This is a genomic window from Nocardioides ochotonae (assembly GCF_011420305.2).
Classification (GTDB): Bacteria; Actinomycetota; Actinomycetes; order Propionibacteriales; family Nocardioidaceae; genus Nocardioides; species Nocardioides ochotonae.
Genome location: NZ_CP061769.1, coordinates 2,579,479 through 2,595,714, shown reverse-complemented (window position 1 = coordinate 2,595,714; position 16,236 = coordinate 2,579,479). Strand labels below are relative to the sequence as shown.

The 16,236-nt window shown below is 70.7% G+C and carries 13 protein-coding genes; 9 read left to right on the top strand and 4 right to left on the bottom strand.

Features of this window, described 5'->3' with window-relative positions; all coding sequences use genetic code 11:
* Positions 1–10: 10 nt before the first annotated feature.
* The 6 genes from HBO46_RS12525 to HBO46_RS12500 all read left to right on the top strand — a co-directional run bounded on the left by HBO46_RS12525 (position 11) and on the right by HBO46_RS12500 (position 6,419).
* Positions 11–1,930 (top strand): DNA polymerase, encoded by a 1,920-nt coding sequence (locus HBO46_RS12525; protein WP_317983900.1) that lies wholly within the window; start codon positions 11–13, stop codon positions 1,928–1,930.
* A gap of 31 nt (positions 1,931–1,961) precedes the next feature.
* Positions 1,962–2,273 (top strand): DUF7169 domain-containing protein, encoded by a 312-nt coding sequence (locus HBO46_RS12520; RefSeq protein WP_166139587.1) that lies wholly within the window; start codon positions 1,962–1,964, stop codon positions 2,271–2,273.
* Positions 2,274–2,427: 154 nt separating this feature from the next.
* Positions 2,428–3,270 carry a sigma-70 family RNA polymerase sigma factor gene (locus tag HBO46_RS12515; protein ID WP_166139585.1) on the top strand — a complete coding sequence of 281 codons (843 nt, stop codon included), beginning with the start codon at positions 2,428–2,430 and terminating at the stop codon, positions 3,268–3,270.
* 150 nt (positions 3,271–3,420) lie between these two features.
* Positions 3,421–5,499: a ribonucleoside-triphosphate reductase, adenosylcobalamin-dependent gene (nrdJ, locus tag HBO46_RS12510; RefSeq protein ID WP_224769028.1), complete on the top strand. Its 2,079-nt coding sequence runs from the start codon at positions 3,421–3,423 to the stop codon at positions 5,497–5,499.
* A 213-nt stretch (positions 5,500–5,712) separates the two neighbouring features.
* Positions 5,713–6,111 (top strand): hypothetical protein, encoded by a 399-nt coding sequence (locus tag HBO46_RS12505; protein WP_166139583.1) that lies wholly within the window; start codon positions 5,713–5,715, stop codon positions 6,109–6,111.
* A 77-nt stretch (positions 6,112–6,188) separates the two neighbouring features.
* Complete coding sequence (locus HBO46_RS12500; protein WP_166139581.1) at positions 6,189–6,419, top strand: hypothetical protein; 231 nt, start codon at positions 6,189–6,191, stop codon at positions 6,417–6,419.
* 595 nt (positions 6,420–7,014) lie between these two features.
* Here HBO46_RS12500 and HBO46_RS12495 read toward each other — a convergent pair.
* Positions 7,015–8,580, bottom strand: coding sequence for a peptide chain release factor 3 (locus tag HBO46_RS12495; RefSeq protein WP_166139010.1), 1,566 nt, complete (start codon positions 8,578–8,580; stop codon positions 7,015–7,017).
* Between the two features lie 140 nt (positions 8,581–8,720).
* Here HBO46_RS12495 and HBO46_RS12490 point away from each other — a divergent pair, with 140 nt between their 5' ends.
* From HBO46_RS12490 to HBO46_RS12480, 3 genes are all read left to right on the top strand, one after another.
* Entirely contained in the window at positions 8,721–10,202 is a 1,482-nt protein-coding gene (locus HBO46_RS12490) for an APC family permease (RefSeq protein WP_166139013.1), read from the top strand.
* Between the two features lie 5 nt (positions 10,203–10,207).
* Positions 10,208–10,627: a hypothetical protein gene (locus HBO46_RS12485; RefSeq protein WP_166139016.1), complete on the top strand. Its 420-nt coding sequence runs from the start codon at positions 10,208–10,210 to the stop codon at positions 10,625–10,627.
* Positions 10,628–10,711: 84 nt separating this feature from the next.
* Positions 10,712–11,038 (top strand): carboxymuconolactone decarboxylase family protein, encoded by a 327-nt coding sequence (locus HBO46_RS12480; RefSeq protein WP_166139019.1) that lies wholly within the window; start codon positions 10,712–10,714, stop codon positions 11,036–11,038.
* An 8-nt stretch (positions 11,039–11,046) separates the two neighbouring features.
* On the opposite strand, the gene HBO46_RS12475 is transcribed toward HBO46_RS12480, so the two are convergent.
* From HBO46_RS12475 to HBO46_RS12465, 3 genes are read right to left on the bottom strand one after another with little or no spacing between them, the layout of a single operon-like run.
* On the bottom strand, positions 11,047–13,311 hold the full coding sequence (locus HBO46_RS12475; RefSeq protein WP_166139022.1) for a LuxR C-terminal-related transcriptional regulator: 2,265 nt from the start codon (positions 13,309–13,311) through the stop codon (positions 11,047–11,049).
* Positions 13,308–15,401: a YhgE/Pip domain-containing protein gene (locus HBO46_RS12470; protein ID WP_166139025.1), complete on the bottom strand. Its 2,094-nt coding sequence runs from the start codon at positions 15,399–15,401 to the stop codon at positions 13,308–13,310. The genes HBO46_RS12475 and HBO46_RS12470 overlap by 4 nt, the downstream gene beginning before the upstream one ends.
* A complete protein-coding gene (locus tag HBO46_RS12465) occupies positions 15,398–16,216 on the bottom strand; it encodes an ATP-binding cassette domain-containing protein (protein WP_166139028.1) in 819 nt (272 codons plus the stop codon). The genes HBO46_RS12470 and HBO46_RS12465 overlap by 4 nt, the downstream gene beginning before the upstream one ends.
* Positions 16,217–16,236 lie beyond the last annotated feature (20 nt).

The following is a 16,236-nucleotide window of genomic DNA, read 5'->3' as shown; positions in this document are numbered from 1 at the left end:
AACCCACCAACTGCGGCCCCCGTCCCTGTCCTGGGGCGGGGGTCGCCCCCTGCTGGGACCGATAACGAAAGGACCCCCCGCCCTGCACACCTACCGGCACACCCTGGCCGGGTCTGAGGTCGCTATCTACTTTCCTGAGACCGAGGACGACCTGGCCGGTTTCGATGCGTTCCTGGCCCGCGGCGACAAGGTCCTGGGCCTGGACACCGAGACCACCAATCTCAACGTCTACGCCCCCGGTTTCGCCGTCCGGCTGGTCCAGCTCGGAAACGACCGTGAGGCCTGGGTCCTGCGCGCCGACCGGTTCCGCGACCACATCGTGCGCGCCCTGAGGCAGCCGCGACGGTTCACCGTCCACAACGCCTCCTTTGACCTCCAGGTAATCGACCGCGCCCTGGGCGTGCCGATCGAGGACCTGGCCCCGCGCACCTTTGACACGCGGATCCTCGCGCACCTACTGGACCCCCGGCAGCGCCATGAGGGCGGCACCGGCCTGGCCCTCAAGGAGTTGTCGGAGGTCTACGTGGACCCGTCGGCCCCTGACACTCAAGCGGGCTTGCACGAGGTATTCCGCCGCGACTACCGCGCAACCAAGGAGACCGGCTGGGCTGTCATCGACGTCGACCACCCGACCTACGTGCGCTACGCCGGTCTGGATCCCATCCTGGCGCGCCGGTTGTTTGACGAGCTGCTGCCCCTGGTGCGCGACGTCGGCCTGGACCGCCTGTCTGTCTTCGAGCACCGGCTACAGGCGCTGCTAGCGATGATGCAACGGCGCGGCGTCCTGCTGGACGTGCCCTACATCCAGGACCTGAAGGGTCGTCTGGGCGATGAGGCCGAGCACTACCGGCAGGCCGCGGCACGCTACGGCGTCGCCAACGTCAACTCCACGGCGCAGATCGCTGAGGCCCTGACCGCGATGGGTGAGGACCTGACCGAGCGGACCCCGTCGGGTGCGCTCAAGGTCGACAAGGGCGTTCTCCTGCCCCTGGCCGACCTGGACACGCAGTGGCAGCGCATCGAGGCCCGCACGCCTAACCCGCTGGCCGACGCCGTCCTACGCGCGAAGCGGGCGGACAAGTGGTCGACCTCGTACGCGCAGGCGTTCCTAGACCTGCGCGACGACCGCGACCGGCTGCACCCGATGATTGGCGCACTACAGGCGCGCACGGCGCGTATGTCGATCAGTAACCCGCCCCTCCAGCAACTGCCCTCGTCGGACTGGACGATCCGCCGCGGCGTCATCGCCGACCCTGGACAGGTCATCGTCGCCGCCGACTATCAGGCCGTCGAGATGCGCGTCCTGGCTGCCCTGTCCGGCGACGAGCGCATGATCCAGGCGATCCTCGACGGTGAGGACCTGCACTCATTTACCGCACGAATGGTCTACGGGCCGGAGTTCACGAAGGCGCACCGCAAGATTAGCAAGGCCGTCGGATTTGGAAAGGTGTTCGGCGGGGGCGCGGCGACGATCCAGCGTCAGACCGGTGCCGACCTCGAGGCCGTGAGGACCGCCCTGCGCGGGTACGACGAGACCTTCCCTGGCATCCGCCGCTTCGCGCAGCGCCTACAGAACCGGGCCGACTACGGGAAGCGTGAGGTCGTGACCCCGACCGGTCGGCACCTGCCGCTGGACCGCGACCGCCTGTACGCCGCCACTAACTACATCGTCCAGTCCACGTCCCGCGATCTGCTGGCGCAGGCGATCGTCGACATCCACGAGGCCGGCCTGGGCGAGCACCTACTGCTGCCGGTCCATGACGAGCTGATCGCGCAGGCCCCCGCCGACGTCGCCGAAGACGTCATCCAGGAGATCGGGCGACTCATGGAGTCGACCTTCGGGGGCGTCCCGATCGTGTCTGAGCCTGAGGTCTATGGGCGGTCCTGGGGATCCGGCTACGGCTGCCCGCCCGAGGCCGACGCCGCCTGACCACCTACCCACCTGAGAGGAGCAAACCCCCGTGCGTGACCTAATCGAGCTGGTCGCCGCAGTCCGCACCGAAACCGACGCCCTGGCCGCCCTGCTGCCCGACGCCGCGGCGCGGCAGTGGTCGGCGTCGCCCGTGCCCCGCCCCCGCGAGGACACCACCGAACGAGCCACCGGTGGCCCCGCGTCCGACCCGACCGCCGACACCGTCCTGGACCCGCGCCGCCTGGCCGTGCGCGACACCGTCGCCCGGTCCCGGCAGGTCCTGCGCGAGACGGTCGACCGCGTCCACGCCGTCCGCGTCGCCATGACTCTGGCCGTGGACCGCTACGACGGCGACGCCTAGCGGAGGACGGCCCTCCACTTAGGACCGCCTAAGTGGACGGGATCACCCCCGCAACGTGGAAGACGCCGCCGGTTGGACTGGTTGTGTAGTGCAACTGTTGTCCCCGACAACCTTGTAACGACGAGCCCCCCACTACCAAGGAGGACCCGCCCTAATGTTCTACGGACCGGGCTTCATCGAGTCGGTCTTTAGCACCATGTCCGACCGGGTCGACCTGCCCGAGGACCTTGAGGTCGAGACGATCCGCGCCGCGCAGGCTGGCGACCACGGCGCGCAACTGCGCCTAGTCCAGGCGTACGCCCCGGCCCTGCGGCGACTTGCCACGACGTTCCTGCGCCGGTTCCCTGCTGAGGAGCGCGCGGCTGCGACTGAGGACGTACGCGCGGAGGCCCTGGTGGCGTTCCTGGGCATGATCCAGGATCACGACCTCGAGCGGTCGCCGCGGCTGGCCGGTCGCGTCGTCCAGGTCGTGACCGGTGCCCTGCGCCACGCCGCGCGGCTGGACGCCTCTATGGCCGTGCCGTCACGGACCCTGTCGCGGTTCTACACGATCCTGGGCAAGGTCGACGGCGACGTAGACCTGGCCCGCGCGATCGCCCCCGACTACGCGATGGCCGTCACGACCTTTGACGAGGTCCTGCGGATCGTGCGCGGCACCGTGCCCCTGAGCGATGAGGACGACGAGGGCGGCTGGCTCGTGGCTGCGCCCCTGGCCGACGGACAGGGCTCCCTGTCTGAGGTCGAGGACGCCCTCATGGTCGCCCATGCGCTGCGTGTCCTGAGCTCCGACGAGCGGCAGGTGGTCCGGTACGCCTATGGGTTTGAGACCGGCGAGCCGCTGAGTGACGCGGGCGTCGTCCAGGCCATGAGCGAGGCCGCCCTGGGCCGTGAGGCCGTCGACGCCGGACAGACCGTTGTATCCCGCCAAACCGTCCAGCGGCGACGCGGCGCTGCACTGGCGCGTATGCGTGAGGCCCTGGGCGCACCCCCGATCTGAGGAGGCCCCATGACGGCGACCTTCGCCGCCGTACGCCGCCCTGGCCTGTGTGTCTGGTGCGGCACCCGCGAACTACTGACCCCCGGTGGCGCTGTCGTCTGCCCCCGGTGCGACTGCTACACCCCCGACGATGAGAGGACCCGCTAGACCTTGTTCGACCTTGCCAACCTGCCTGCCCCGAACTGGGGACCGACTGGCGAGACTGTGTTTACCCGCACCTACGCCCGCCCCAACCCTGACGGTAGTCCTGAGACCTGGGCTGAGACCGTGCGGCGCGTCGTCGTGGGCAACCTGGGGCTCGTCTACGGCGACCCTGAGACCTGGCCCGCCGACGTCGTCGATGAGGCGCGGCTCCTGTTCGACTACATCTACCACTTCAAGATCCTGCCCGCGGGTCGCCACCTGTGGGCGTCCGGCGTCAAGGGTCGGCAATTTCTGTTCAACTGCCACGTCTCTGGGTGGGGCGACACGTTCGCCGGTCACTTTGCGTTCACCTTCCTGCGCCTCATGGAGGGCGGTGGCGTCGGCGCGAACTACTCATCGCGCTTCCTGACCCGCTACGGCGCGCCCCGGCGTCGCCTGCGGCTGCACATCGTGGCCGACCCCGAACACGCCGACTATGACGCCATGCGCGAGGCGGGGCTCCTGTCCGATGAGTACGCCGCCGACTGGCCCGGTGCCTACCGCATCGAGGACACCCGCGAGGGCTGGGCTGCCGCCCTGGTCGACCTGATCGAGACCTATTTCGCCGACGACGTCCGGCACCCGAACCGGGTCTACGACGTGTCCCTGGTCCGTCCTCGAGGCGCGCGGCTGCGCACGTTCGGCGGCACCGCGTCCGGCCCGCTGCCCCTGGCCGAGCTGCTGGCGACGGTGGTCGAGGTCCTCAACCGTGCCGCCGACGCCGGGCAGATCACGCCGCTGGACGCCATGTCGATGGATCACGCCGTGGGCAAGTGCGTTGTTGCTGGCGGCGTGCGTCGGTCCGCGCGCATGTCGATCGTCCACTGGGCCGACCCCTGGATCCACGACTTCATCGCGTGCAAGTCGGACCCGGCGCAGCACTGGACTACGAACATTTCGGTTGAGATTGACGAGGACTTCCTGCGCCTGATCGCCAACCCCGACGACGCCGACGACCCCGCCCGCGTCGAGCTGGCGCGCGCCGTGCATCGGGCCGTGGTCGACGGGATGCTGCGCAACGGTGAGCCGGGCTACTGGAATAGCACCCTGTCCAACGTCGGTGAGCCTGGCTACGTCGAGGCGACCAACCCGTGCGGTGAGATCGCCCTCCAGGCCTGGGAAAACTGCTGTCTCTCGAACGTCTGTTTGGAGGCGTTCGTCCACCCCGACGGGCAGGGCTACGACGAGGCCGGGCTGTTCATGGCGCACCGGCTGGCCGCGCGGTTCCTGATCCGCGCCACGTTCGGCGACGTCACCGACGACGCGCAGGCCGCGCGGATCGCCCGAAACCGGCGCATCGGCGTCGGGCACCTGGGCGTCCAGGGCTTCCTCGTCCGCCTGGGGATCCGCTATAGCGACGCCCCGCACATCCCTGAGGTCGCGGCGCTGCTGGCCGAGCTGCGGGACACCGTGCGCGCTGAGGCCCGCGGGTACGCCTTCGGGCTGCGGATCCCTGAGCCGGTCAAGGTCACGACCGTCGCGCCGACTGGCACGGTTGCCAAGCTCCCTGGCGCTACCGAGGGCATCCACCCGATCTACGCCCGTTACTTCATCCGGCGCGTGCGCTTCTCAACCCTGCGCCCTGAGGAGGTCGCGCAGGTCGAACAGTTCCGCGCCGAGGGCTACCACGTCGAGCCCTGCCTGTACGCGCCTAACACCCTGGTTGTGTCGATCCCAACCAAGGAGCGGCTCGTGGAGGCTGTTGAGGCCCTGGGCCGGCCTGCGGAGCTGGTTGAGTCCGCCGACGAACTGAGCCTCGACGCCCTGCTGGCGTTCCAGGCCATGTACCAGACCTACTACGCCGACAACGCCGTGTCCTACACCGTCAACGTCCCCGAGGGACGCTACGACGTGGACTACGTCGCCGACACCCTGGCCGGCTGGCTGCCGTTGCTCAAGGGCACGACCATGATGCCCGACGGCACCCGCCCGCAGTCGCCATACGAGCGCCTCACCCGCGAACAGTTCGAGGCCCTGACTGTCGCTGCGGTCGTGGATGACTCATACGACGAGGCCTGTGCGTCGGGGGCGTGCCCGATCAAGTAAGCCCCCACCCGACCGCCCGCCCCCGCCGATTCTGACCACCCCGCGTCGTCGTCAATCGGACAGGCACGGGGGCGGGAAACCACAAACGACCCCCGGCACCTCACCCGAACTGAGGACCGGGGGTCGTTTGCGTTAACCCCCCGTAGGCCGCTGCGCGTGGCCGCGACCTGCGGCGCTGTTCTATCACGAGGGCGCGGGCGTACCGTCGCTCGCATGGCCCGCGCACCACTACGCCCCGCCCCCACCCCCTACTTCGTCGAGGCCCTAGCGGTCTATCCGACGTCGCCGCCTGAGGTCATCGTCGTGCCGCGCCACCTGGGGGCGCTGCCGGGTCTGTTCGGCCCTGCCGGTTTCGACGTGGTCGCCCCCGACGAGGAGCCGCCGCCGTGGCTGGCCCTGGTGGACGCGCAAGGCGTCGCCGATGGGATGCGCCCGAACGGTATGGCGTCCGTGCTGATCGCCCTGAGTGGCTGCCGCGTCCACGCCGCGCCCCTGCTAGGGCTCGTCCTGTTCGTCGGTGCCGATGACTACCGCGTGGACAACGTCCCGGCAGACATGATCTACATGGCCCGCTGCCTGGACGACGACCTGCCCCGCGACCTGCTCCCGTAGCCACCCCCGCGAGTCGCGTCAAACGTTCCACGGAGGTACAATGTAAGCCCAAAGAGGGAAAGGGAAAGGAGAGGGAGATGGCCGCGCCGACCGTTACCTACACCGACGGGCTGTACGCCCACTACGCCGTCAAGGCGGACGCCCTCGACGTCACGCTGGACGTCGTCGCCGACTGGGACACCGGGCAGATCCAGGACGCGATCTGGTCGACCCCTGGGGCAGCCCTGGCCGCGCCTAAGACCGAGGGACTAAACAAGGTCGAGCTCGCGATCGTCCTCACCTACCTGACTGGTGGCGCTGCCGACTGACCGGCCCCGTAGGCTGGCCCCTGCCCTGGACCTCCCTGGCGTGGAGGTCCGGGGTCCAACCGGGGCGACATGGCCCCTGACCTGCGGATATGTCCAGGTAGGACTGTGCGTGATTCTGTTGAGGGATTCACGCAGAGCACCATCACGCCCTTCTCGGCGATCGCCTTGCTGGTGCCCCGCAGGTTGCCGCAGCCGCGGGTGAACCCGTGGTTGAGCACCATCAGCGCCGAGGCAGTCGAGTTGGGCAGGTACCAGTCGACGCTGTGGCTGGTCCCGTCGATGACGAGCTGGGTGTTGACGCACCTGCTGGTCGACGAGCTGTAGTTGTTGCACGCCTGCTCGGCGGCCTGCGCCGTCGGCGCCATGCCGACCAGTCCGCTGAGCATCGTGCCTGCGGCCAGCAGTCCGGCGAAGAGGGCCTTCTTCTTGCTGCTTCTCACAACATCCTCCGATGGTTGTGTGATGCGACACGTTTGCCGCATCCCCACGCGGAAGGTAGGGGCCGCTAACCATAGAAGGATATATCCTTTCGCCGGATGTCGGCGAATGTGATCGTGCCGTGACCTCGGTTCCGCTGTGCGGACCGTTCCGGCCCTCAGCTCCCGCCGGCCGGGAGCGCCTCGAGGCGGATGTCGGGGTTGTCGCGCGCGGTCACGTTGGCGCGCCACTGGTCGACGAAGAGCGCCAGGTGGGTGCCGTCGGTGCGCTGGAGGACCTCCACGCCGCGCTTGCCGCGCAGCGCCAGGGCGCCGTCGGCGTCGGTGATGCGGGCGACCTGGTAGTCCAGCCGGGAGAAGCGGATGGGGGAGTTGAACTCGTTCTTCATCCGGTCCTCGACGACCTCGAACTGCAGCGGGCCGACGGCGGCGAGCACCGGGCTCTGGTCGCCGCGCAGGTCCGAGCGCAGCACCTGCACGACGCCTTCTTGGTCGAGCTGCTCGATGCCGCGGCGGAACTGCTTGTAGCGGCCGATGTCGCCGGCGCTGGCGGCCATGAAGTGCTCGGGCGCGAAGCTCGGGACGGGCGGGTACTCGATCGGGTCGCCGACGTAGACGGTGTCGCCCACGCGGAGCGCCTGGGCGTTGACGAACCCGATGATGTCGCCGGGGGAGGCGTGGTCCACCGAGGCCGTGTCGCGCCCGAAGACCGACTGGGCGTACTTGGTCGCGAACGGGCGGCCGGTGGCCGCGTGGGTCACGACCATGCCGCGCTCGAACCGGCCGGAGACCACCCGGGCGTAGGCCAGCCGGTCGCGGTGGGCGTTGTTCATGCCCGACTGGACCTTGAAGACGAAGGCGCTGAAGTCGTCGTCGACCTCGCGCACGGTGCCGTCGACGCCCGCGGTCGCGCTCGGGCCGGGCGCGAGCTCCAGCAGCAGGTCGAGCAGCTGGGCGACACCGAAGTTCTGCAGTGCGGAGGCGAACATCACCGGCGTGGTGGCGCCGGCGAGGAAGCGCTCCTGGTCGTGGTCGGCCTCGTCGAGGGTGAGCAGCTCGTGCTCCTCGACCGCGTCGGCCCAGACACCGGCGTCGGTCTCGTCCACTTCGCTCGAGGACATCCGGCGCTCCGGGGCGATCGTGGCGCCGCCGGCGGTGCGGGTGTACTTCACGAACTCCCCGGTACGACGGTCCAGCACGCCGCGGAAGTCGCCGGCCTCGCCGACCGGCCAGGTCAGCGGGGTCGGGCGCAGCTTGATCCGGCGCTCGATCTCGTCCATCAGCTCCAGCGGGGAGAGGCCGGGTCGGTCCCACTTGTTGATCACGGTGATGACCGGGATGCCGCGCAGTGCGCACACCTTGAACAGCTTGAGCGTCTGCGGCTCCAGCCCCTTGCCGGCGTCGACCAGCATCACCGCGGAGTCGACGGCGGAGAGCACCCGGTAGGTGTCCTCGGAGAAGTCGCTGTGGCCGGGGGTGTCGACCAGGTTGATCACGTGGTCGCGGTAGACGAACTGCAGGGCCGCCGAGGTGATCGAGATCCCGCGCGCCTTCTCCATCGCCATCCAGTCCGAGACGGTGGCTCGTCGGTCGCCCTTGCCGTGGACCGCGCCGGCCTCGGTGATCACCCGCGCGTGCAGCGCGAGCGCCTCGGTGAGGGTGGACTTGCCGGCGTCAGGGTGGCTGATGACGGCGAACGTACGGCGGGGACGGGTGTCGGACACCCGCTGAACCTACCGGGGACCGGGCGTCGGGCCTCAGTCCGCGTCCTCGCCCTGTGACGTCACTCATCGTGAGTGATGACCCTTCCCGCGACCCCGCCGTAGCGTCGTAGCCCGGACCAAACCAGCGGAAGGCGGGGGTCATGGCGCACGCTCAGGACCAACAGCCCGAGGGGCCGGGATCACAGGCACAGGGACAGACGCCCGGAAAGTCGTTCATCAGCTGGACCTCGATGGCGATCCTGATCGCCACGGCGGTCGCCAGTGTGCGCGGCCTCCCGGCGATGGCCCCCTACGGGTGGGCATCGATCTTCCTCTACATCCTCCCCGCGATCCTCTTCATGGTGCCGGTCGCCCTCGTGGCCGCCGAGCTCGCCAGTGGGTGGAAGGGCGGGGTCTTCGTCTGGGTGAAGGAGGCGTACGGCGACCGGGTCGGGTTCATCGCGATCTGGCAGCAGTGGATGCAGAACGTCGCGTGGTACCCCGCCCAGCTGGCCTTCTTCGCCTCGGCGCTGGCCTACGTGTTCGACCCGAAGCTGGCCAACTCCGGCCTCTTCACCGGGATCGTCATCCTCGCCGTCTACTGGCTCTCGACGCTGATCGCGACCCGCGGCGTCGACGCCTTCGCCAAGGTGGGCACCTGGGGGTTCCTGGTCGGCACGCTCGTCCCGGCCGCGGCCCTGATCATCTTCGCGGTCGTCTTCATGGTCGATGGCGGGACGTCGAACCTGCAGTCGATCGACGACGCGAACTGGTTCCCGAAGTTCACCGGGTTGGCCAGCGTCGTCCTGATCGTGAGCAACTTCCTCTCCTACGCGGGCATGGAGATGAACGCCGTGCACGTGAACGAGATGCGCAGGCCCGGCCGGGAGTTCCCGAAGGCGATCGTGCTCTCGGTCGTCGTCATCCTCTTCGTGTTCATCCTGCCCACCCTCGCCATCTCCGTGGGCGTTCGGGGCTCCAGCGTCAACCTGACCCAGGGCGTGCTGCAGGCCTTCGACGTCTTCTTCGGACATCTCGGGATCCCTTGGGCGACCACCGTGATGGCCCTGCTGATCGTCATCGGAATCCTCGCCTCGGTGGTGACCTGGATCCCCGGCCCGAGCAAGGGCCTGCTCATGGTGGGCAAGGAGGGCTACCTCCCGCCGAGCCTGCAGAAGACCAACAACCGGGGGATGCAGGTCCCGATCATGCTGGTGCAGGGCCTGATCGTCACGGTCCTGGCGGTGCTGTTCGCGGTGCTGCCCTCGGTGCAGTCGGTGTTCTGGATCCTCACCGCGATGGCCGTGCAGATCTACCTGATCATGTACATGATCATGTTCCTGGCAGCCATGAAGCTGCGGCGCAGCCACCCCGACGTGAAGCGCGGATTCCGCACCCCCGCCATGACCTTGGTCGGATCCGTCGGGTTCCTCGCGAGTGCGGCCGCCTTCATCCTCGGGTTCGTCGAGCCCTCGGGCAACGCGGACTCGACGCCCCAGAGCATCTACATCCTGATCCTCGTGGCCGGCATCGTCCTGCTCGGCATCTGGCCGCTGGTGCTCTACAAGCTCCGCAAGCCCGAGTGGAAGGTCGAGCCTTCCGCGGACGACCCCACCCACGACGCGCCGGTCCAGGAGGCCTGATCGCGATGACCACCCACCGTCTCTACGCAGCCGCCCTCGCCGTCGCGGCCGGCGTCGCGCTCTCCTCCTGCTCGGCCGCGGGGACCGCGTCCGACACCGACGGCGACCGAGCCAAGGAACTTGCCCAGCAGCTGAACGAGAACCTCGCCGACGAGGGGCTGGTGCCTATCGATGAGGAGACGGCGACCTCGCTGTACGGCACCGACGGCGGGGTCAGCTGCGAGAACGTCGGTGAGCTGCAGCAACAGCTGTCGCTGTCGCAGTTCGGCAACAACGCGCTGCATCTGCGCCGCGTCGTGCTGGACCCGAGCGTCGTCGAGTACGACCTCACCGTCGTCGACACCTACTGCCCGGACAAGGCCGACGAGGTCCGCGACGAGCTCCAGGACCTGGGCACCGAGGAGACCATCCCGACACCCGACTAGCCGACCCGGCCTCGCCGGCCCACGGGCCGGGAGACCGCATCAGGCGCGGAGCGGGACGACGACGCCGGAGGACGGGACATCCTGATGGATCCACGTGAGGTGCTGCGCCGGCTGGCCTTCCACCAGCTGCCCGCAGGCACCGAGACGGCTGAGACCGGGTCTGAGGCCGCTCTCGATGCGAAGACGACGGCACTGGTCAGGCTGGGCGCGCTCGTGGCCGTCGGTGCGGGCGCCGGCGCTTCCTATGGCCGGCTCACCGATGAGGCCCTGAGCGCCGGGGCACGGGTCGAGGAGATCGTCGAGGTCCTCCTCTGTGTCCTGCCGGTCGTGGGCCCGGCGCGGGTCGTCGCGGCCGCACCCGCGCTGGGTCTGGCGTTGGGCTACGACACCGACGACCTGCCCGAGGTGTGAGCGTCCGTTCAGCCACCCAGCAGCCCGAGCACCGTCGCCTGCTGCACCGCCTCGCTTCGCGAGGAGACGCCCAGCTTGCGATAGATCGCGGAGACCTCGGTGGCGACGGTGTTGCGGGAGATCCGCAGCCGGTCGGCGATCTCGGCGATCTTGAGGTGCGTCTGGAGGTAGGGGAGGAGCCGCAGCTCGGCGGGTGTGAGCGGCGCCTCGTGGGGGACCGCGCCGGTCGTCGCGGTCGTGGCGGTCGTCGTCAGGGCACGGAACTCCGCGACCTCGTCGACCAGCGTGCCGAGGTCCGGCCGGTGCCGCAGCACGTCGTCGATCTCGCGCAGCAGGTGCCGCGTGCTCGCCCGGTCACCACGGGCCCAGTAGACCTTCGCCAGGTGGAGCCGGCCCCGCGCCGCCAAGTAGGGGAGTGCGAAGCTCGATGAGGGCCGGCACCGCATGGCCCGGACGAGCTGGCGGTCGGCCTCGACGAGGTCCGCCCTGTGCAGGGCGAGCCGTGCCGCGGCCGCACCGGCGAGGAGGCTGATCGCGTAGTCCGCCAGCCGGTGCTCCTCGATGGTGCGTTGGGCGAGCCGCACGTGCGTGGCCGCGTCGTCCCACCGCCCGGTCTCCATGGCGGCGAGGGCCAGGCTCGCCTCGCTGAGCACCACCGTCTCGGTATTCCCTGCCGCGAGGCCCAGCGCCGTCGCCTCCTCGAAGCTGCTCGCTGCTCGGTCCGGTGCGCCGACGAGCAGCTGTGCCTCCGCGAGGAGCCACAGCGCCGTGCCGCGCCAAGGGCTCCACAGCGGTTCTGCCTCGGCCGCGACCTCGGCGTCGCTCAGCATCTGGGCGGCGCCGTCCTCACACAGCAAGGCGCGCAGCATCGCGCGCGACGACGCCAGAGACGCCGTGCCGTCGGCGGGTGTCAGGTCGAAGGAGCTCGCGTCCGCGACCGCCGCCCATCTCCGCGCCTCGGTGGTCTCTCCCTCGACCGCTGCCATCCGTCCGGCGAGGACGGCAAGAGGCGGGTAGGCCTCGATCGCCGAGTCGCCGAGCGCTGACAGCCACCGTCGGAGCACCGCGATCTGCCCCTCGCCGTACGTCTTCAGCGCCAGCCCCGCCACGAGCTGAGCGCATCGGTGCCGCTGGCTCGTGGCCAGGAGGTGCTCGACCGCCATCCCGGGGGAGCCGTGGGCCTCGAACCAATCGGCGGCGCGCAGGTGCAGCTTCTCGATCAGCTCCGGCTCGGTCCGGCGCAGCTCGGCGAGCAGGAAGTCACGGAACAGGGTGTGGTGGCGGTACCACTCCCGGCGTCGGTCGAGGGGGGAGAGGAAGGCGTGAGACGCCTCGAGCTGCCGCAACAGGCTGGTGGACCCGGGCTCCTGCAGGACGGCGTCACACAGCGGACCGTGGAGGCGGTCGAGGATCGCGGTGCGTCGCAGGAACTCCCGGACCGTGGGGTCCAGCCCACGGAAGACCGCGAGGTGGAGGTAGTCGGCGACGAACGGGTCCTCGCCGGTGAGCTCCCAGTCCTCGGTGTGCCCCTCACGGGCGATCATGGCCGCGAGGCGCAGCCCGACCGGCCAGCCCTCTGTCCGCTCGGTCACCGCGCCGGCCTGCTCCGGTGTGAGGTCGACGTGGGCTGCGGAGAAGATCCGGGCAGCATCACGGGAGTCCAGGGTGAGGTCGTCCGTGGTGATCTCGAGGGCGTCGCCCGCCGCCCGCAGCAGCGGCAGGTGCGGCTGCTCGTGGCGGCTGGCGGTCACGACCTGCGAGCCGGGTGCGATCGCGGCCAGGACGACGGCCAGGACGTCGTGGCAGGCGGGGGTACGGAGCTCGTGCAGGTCGTCCACCAGCAGGACGAAGGGCACCGGCGCCTGGCTGAGGGCCGAGGCGACGTACGGCGCTCCGCGCGCGAGTGCGGCCGTGCCCAGGCCGCGCAGCGCCCCGGCCAGACCGGCCTGCTCCGGCATCGCCCGCTCGTACGCCGAGGCGAGCAGGAAGAGCAGCGTGCCGGGGTCGTCGTCGAGAGGATCGAGGGAGATCCACCCGGTCCTGCGCTGCTCGCGGCGCGCCCACTCGACCAACAGCGTCGACTTGCCGTAACCGGCGGGCGCGGTGACGCCGACCGCGCGGGCGCCGCTGTCCCGGGCCGTGTCCGTGAGCTCGGCGCGGCTCACGAGCCCCGGATGCTGCTGCGGAACCGACAGCTTGAGGTCGAGCAGGACGTCGTCGAGCGCCCTCGGTGACGGCGTGGCCTCGGGGCGACGCTCAGCGCGGCGGGTCACAGCACGAGCTCCGGTTGGAGCCGGTTGGGCGTCCAGACCTTCTGCCGCCGCGCCGCGAGCGCGGTCGCCAGCAGAGCGACGAGGCACACGCCGAGCAGCACCCCGAGGTTGCGCGCCACGATCGCCAGCTCCCCGCCGTACAGCGTCTGGCGCAGGCTGTCCACGGCATAGGTCATCGGCAGGAACCAGTGCAGCGCGCGCAGCGGCTCGGGGATCGTCTCCCACGGGAAGGTGCCGCCCGCGGTGACCAGCTGCACGAGCATCAGCACCAGGCCGATGAACTCCCCGACGGTGCCCAGCCAGGCGTTGAGCGCCTGGATGATGGCCACGAAGGTCACCGACGCGACCAGCAGCACCGCGGCGGTGGCGAGCTCGTGCACCGGGTCGATGCCCAGGCCGAAGCGGACGATCGCGAACATCACGGCGGTCTGGAAGACCCCGACCAACGCCGGCGGGACCAGGCCGCCCAGCGCGGTGCGGCCCGAGGGGCCGTCCGCCGCCAGCGCGCGCACCGAGAGCGGGCGCACCAGCAGGAAGAGCATGTAGGCGCCAATCCAGACAGCCAGGGACATGAAGAACGGGGCGAGGCCGGCGCCGTAGGACCCGGCGCGGGCGAGGGTGTCGTCACGGACGCCGACGGGGTCGCCGATGGTCTGCGCCGTCCGCCGCTGCGTCTGCTCGTCGAGGTTCGGGACCTTGCGGAGCCCCCGGGCGAGGCCGTTGCGCAGCTCGGCCGTGCCCGACTCCAGCTGCGCGCCTCCGTCGCGCAGCGTGGCGCTGGACGAGGCGAGCCGGCTCGCGCCCGCGGACAGCTCGGCGGTGCCGGACGCCAGCCGGCCGGTGTCGTCGGCCAGCGTGCGCGCACCGCTCGCGAGCGTGCTGCTGCCTGCGGCGATCTGGGAGCCACCGGAGGCGGCCCGCGCGATGCCGTCGGTGAGGGACGGCGCCGCCGCGGCCAGCCGCCGCGCGCCCGAGGCCACCTCGGCGGATCCCCGGCTGAGCCGGTCCAGCTGGGCGGCGGCGCGCTGGATGCGGGCGTTGGCGCGGTCGACCGGGATCGCGGTGACGGCGAGCTGACCGCGCAGCTGGTCGGCCTCGGCGCGGGTCAGCAGGCCGTCGGCGACCAGCTGCGTGAGCGCGTCGTCGAGCGACCTGCGGGCGACACCCAGCTGGGCGACGACGACCCGTGAGATGGCGGCCGCCTCCCGCCCGATGCTCGCCACCTCCCGGTTGCCGTCGGCCACCTCTTGCGCCCCGCTCGCCAGCCGGTCGGTGTCCGCGGGCAACGACGCGGTCCGCGTCTGCAGGGTCTGCAGGCCCGCGTCCAGGGTGGCGGTGCCCTGCTCGAGCTGGTCCGCCCCCTGGGAGAGCCGGGTCGTCCCCTCGGAGAGCCGCGTCGCGCCGCTGGCCGCCTGCTCGGCGCCGCCGGCCAGCCGCCCGGCGCCCTCGACGAGCTCGACGGTGCCGCGGGAGAGCCGGGTGGTCCCGGCGACGAGCCGCTGCGCGCCCTTCACCCCGCGTGTGAGGTCGGTGTGCACGACGCCGAGACCCTGGAGGAATCGACTGGCGGCCTTGGTGCCGACCTCCTGGGCGATCGTCTTGCGCACGTCGTTGGCGATGGTCGTGGCGATCGTGGTGGCGAGGTAGTTCGTCGCGTCGTTCGTGAGCAGGTCGAGGCTGGCCTGGCGCGGCTTGAACCGCGAGGTGGAGACGAGGTCGGCGGAGAAGCGCGGCCCGATGACGAGGGCGGCGTCGTAGCGTCCGGTCGCGACGCCCTCCTGGGCCTCCTTCTCGGTGGTCTCGACCCAGCCGAACCCGCCGTCCCCCTCGAGCAGGCGACGGGCGACCTCGTCGCCGTAGTTCACCTCCTGGGTCTCGCCCGGGACCGAGCTGCGCAGGGTCGCCCCTTGGTCCTGGACGACGAGCGCGGCCGGCACCCGCTCCAGCGCGTCGTAGGGGTCCTTGTTGGCATAGACGTAGAGCCCGGCGTACAGCGACGGGATCACGACCATGGCCAGGATGGCCATCTTGGGGAGCACCCCGGCGGAGATGCGCCGCAGCTCCGTGATGGCCAGACGGATGACGATCATCGCTCCTGCTCCCTCCGCTGTGGAGCCTGAGGCCCCAGGTGCGCCTCGCCGGCGGGGGGAGCGCCGAAGAGCCAGATCGTGTCGACGATGTCGGCCGCCGGCGGGGGCGCCGCGGCGCCGTCGTGCTGGTGCGCGTCGCGCTGCGGGCGCAGCCGCATCGCCTCCAGCGGTGTCGTGCGTTGGTCGCTGCCGTGTGCCGGTGGTGGCAGGGTCGCCCCGAGGTCGCGTGCGGAGGACAGGCCGCACTGCACGAGCACGCCGTACCCGACCGTGGCATAGGCCTGGGCGACGGCCCACCACTGCGACGGGTCGCCGCCGTGCCGGTCGGGCAAGGAGAGCACGAGGAACCGCACGCCCTTGCGCTCGGCGGCCAGCGCGGTCAGCAGCGCGGTGCGCACCGCGCCCGGCAGTGTGTCCACCCGGTTGCGCTCCAGCGAGGCCAGCCGGTGCGCGGAGAGCCACTTGACCGGCACCCCGGGCCACGCGGTGCGTCGAGCGAGGGAGAGGTCCTCGGCGACGACGGTCCCCACGTGCACCGCCTCGACGGGCTCGGAGACTGCTGGGAGGTCGACCACCGCGCTGCGCCGGCGCAGCTCCTTGCGCTGGGCCGTCTGCGAGCCGTCGTCGCGCAGCAGCCGGACCCGGCCGGCTTCCGGCGCCAGCCGCCCGGTCAGCACCAGCGCGAGCGCGGTGTGGCCCTGACCGGGCTCGCCGGCGAGGAGCACGCACTCACCGGTCTCGAGCTCGAGGTGGTCGAGTCGGAGCAGCGGGCCGCGCCGGCCCTGGACGTGGATCCGGTCCAGTGAGAGCTGCACGTCAGTGCCTTCCTGGTGCG

Bases quoted from the DNA above. Each gene is read 5' to 3' on its own strand.
- HBO46_RS12515 (WP_166139585.1), top strand. From the start codon at position 2,428: ATGTTCTACGGACCGGGCTTCATCGAGTCGGTCTTTAGCACCATGTCC.
- HBO46_RS12505 (WP_166139583.1), top strand. From the start codon at position 5,713: ATGGCCCGCGCACCACTACGCCCCGCCCCCACCCCCTACTTCGTCGAG.
- HBO46_RS12485 (WP_166139016.1), top strand. From the start codon at position 10,208: ATGACCACCCACCGTCTCTACGCAGCCGCCCTCGCCGTCGCGGCCGGC.
- HBO46_RS12490 (WP_166139013.1), top strand. From the start codon at position 8,721: ATGGCGCACGCTCAGGACCAACAGCCCGAGGGGCCGGGATCACAGGCA.
- HBO46_RS12470 (WP_166139025.1), bottom strand. From the start codon at position 15,401: ATGATCGTCATCCGTCTGGCCATCACGGAGCTGCGGCGCATCTCCGCC.
- HBO46_RS12480 (WP_166139019.1), top strand. From the start codon at position 10,712: ATGGATCCACGTGAGGTGCTGCGCCGGCTGGCCTTCCACCAGCTGCCC.
- HBO46_RS12500 (WP_166139581.1), top strand. From the start codon at position 6,189: ATGGCCGCGCCGACCGTTACCTACACCGACGGGCTGTACGCCCACTAC.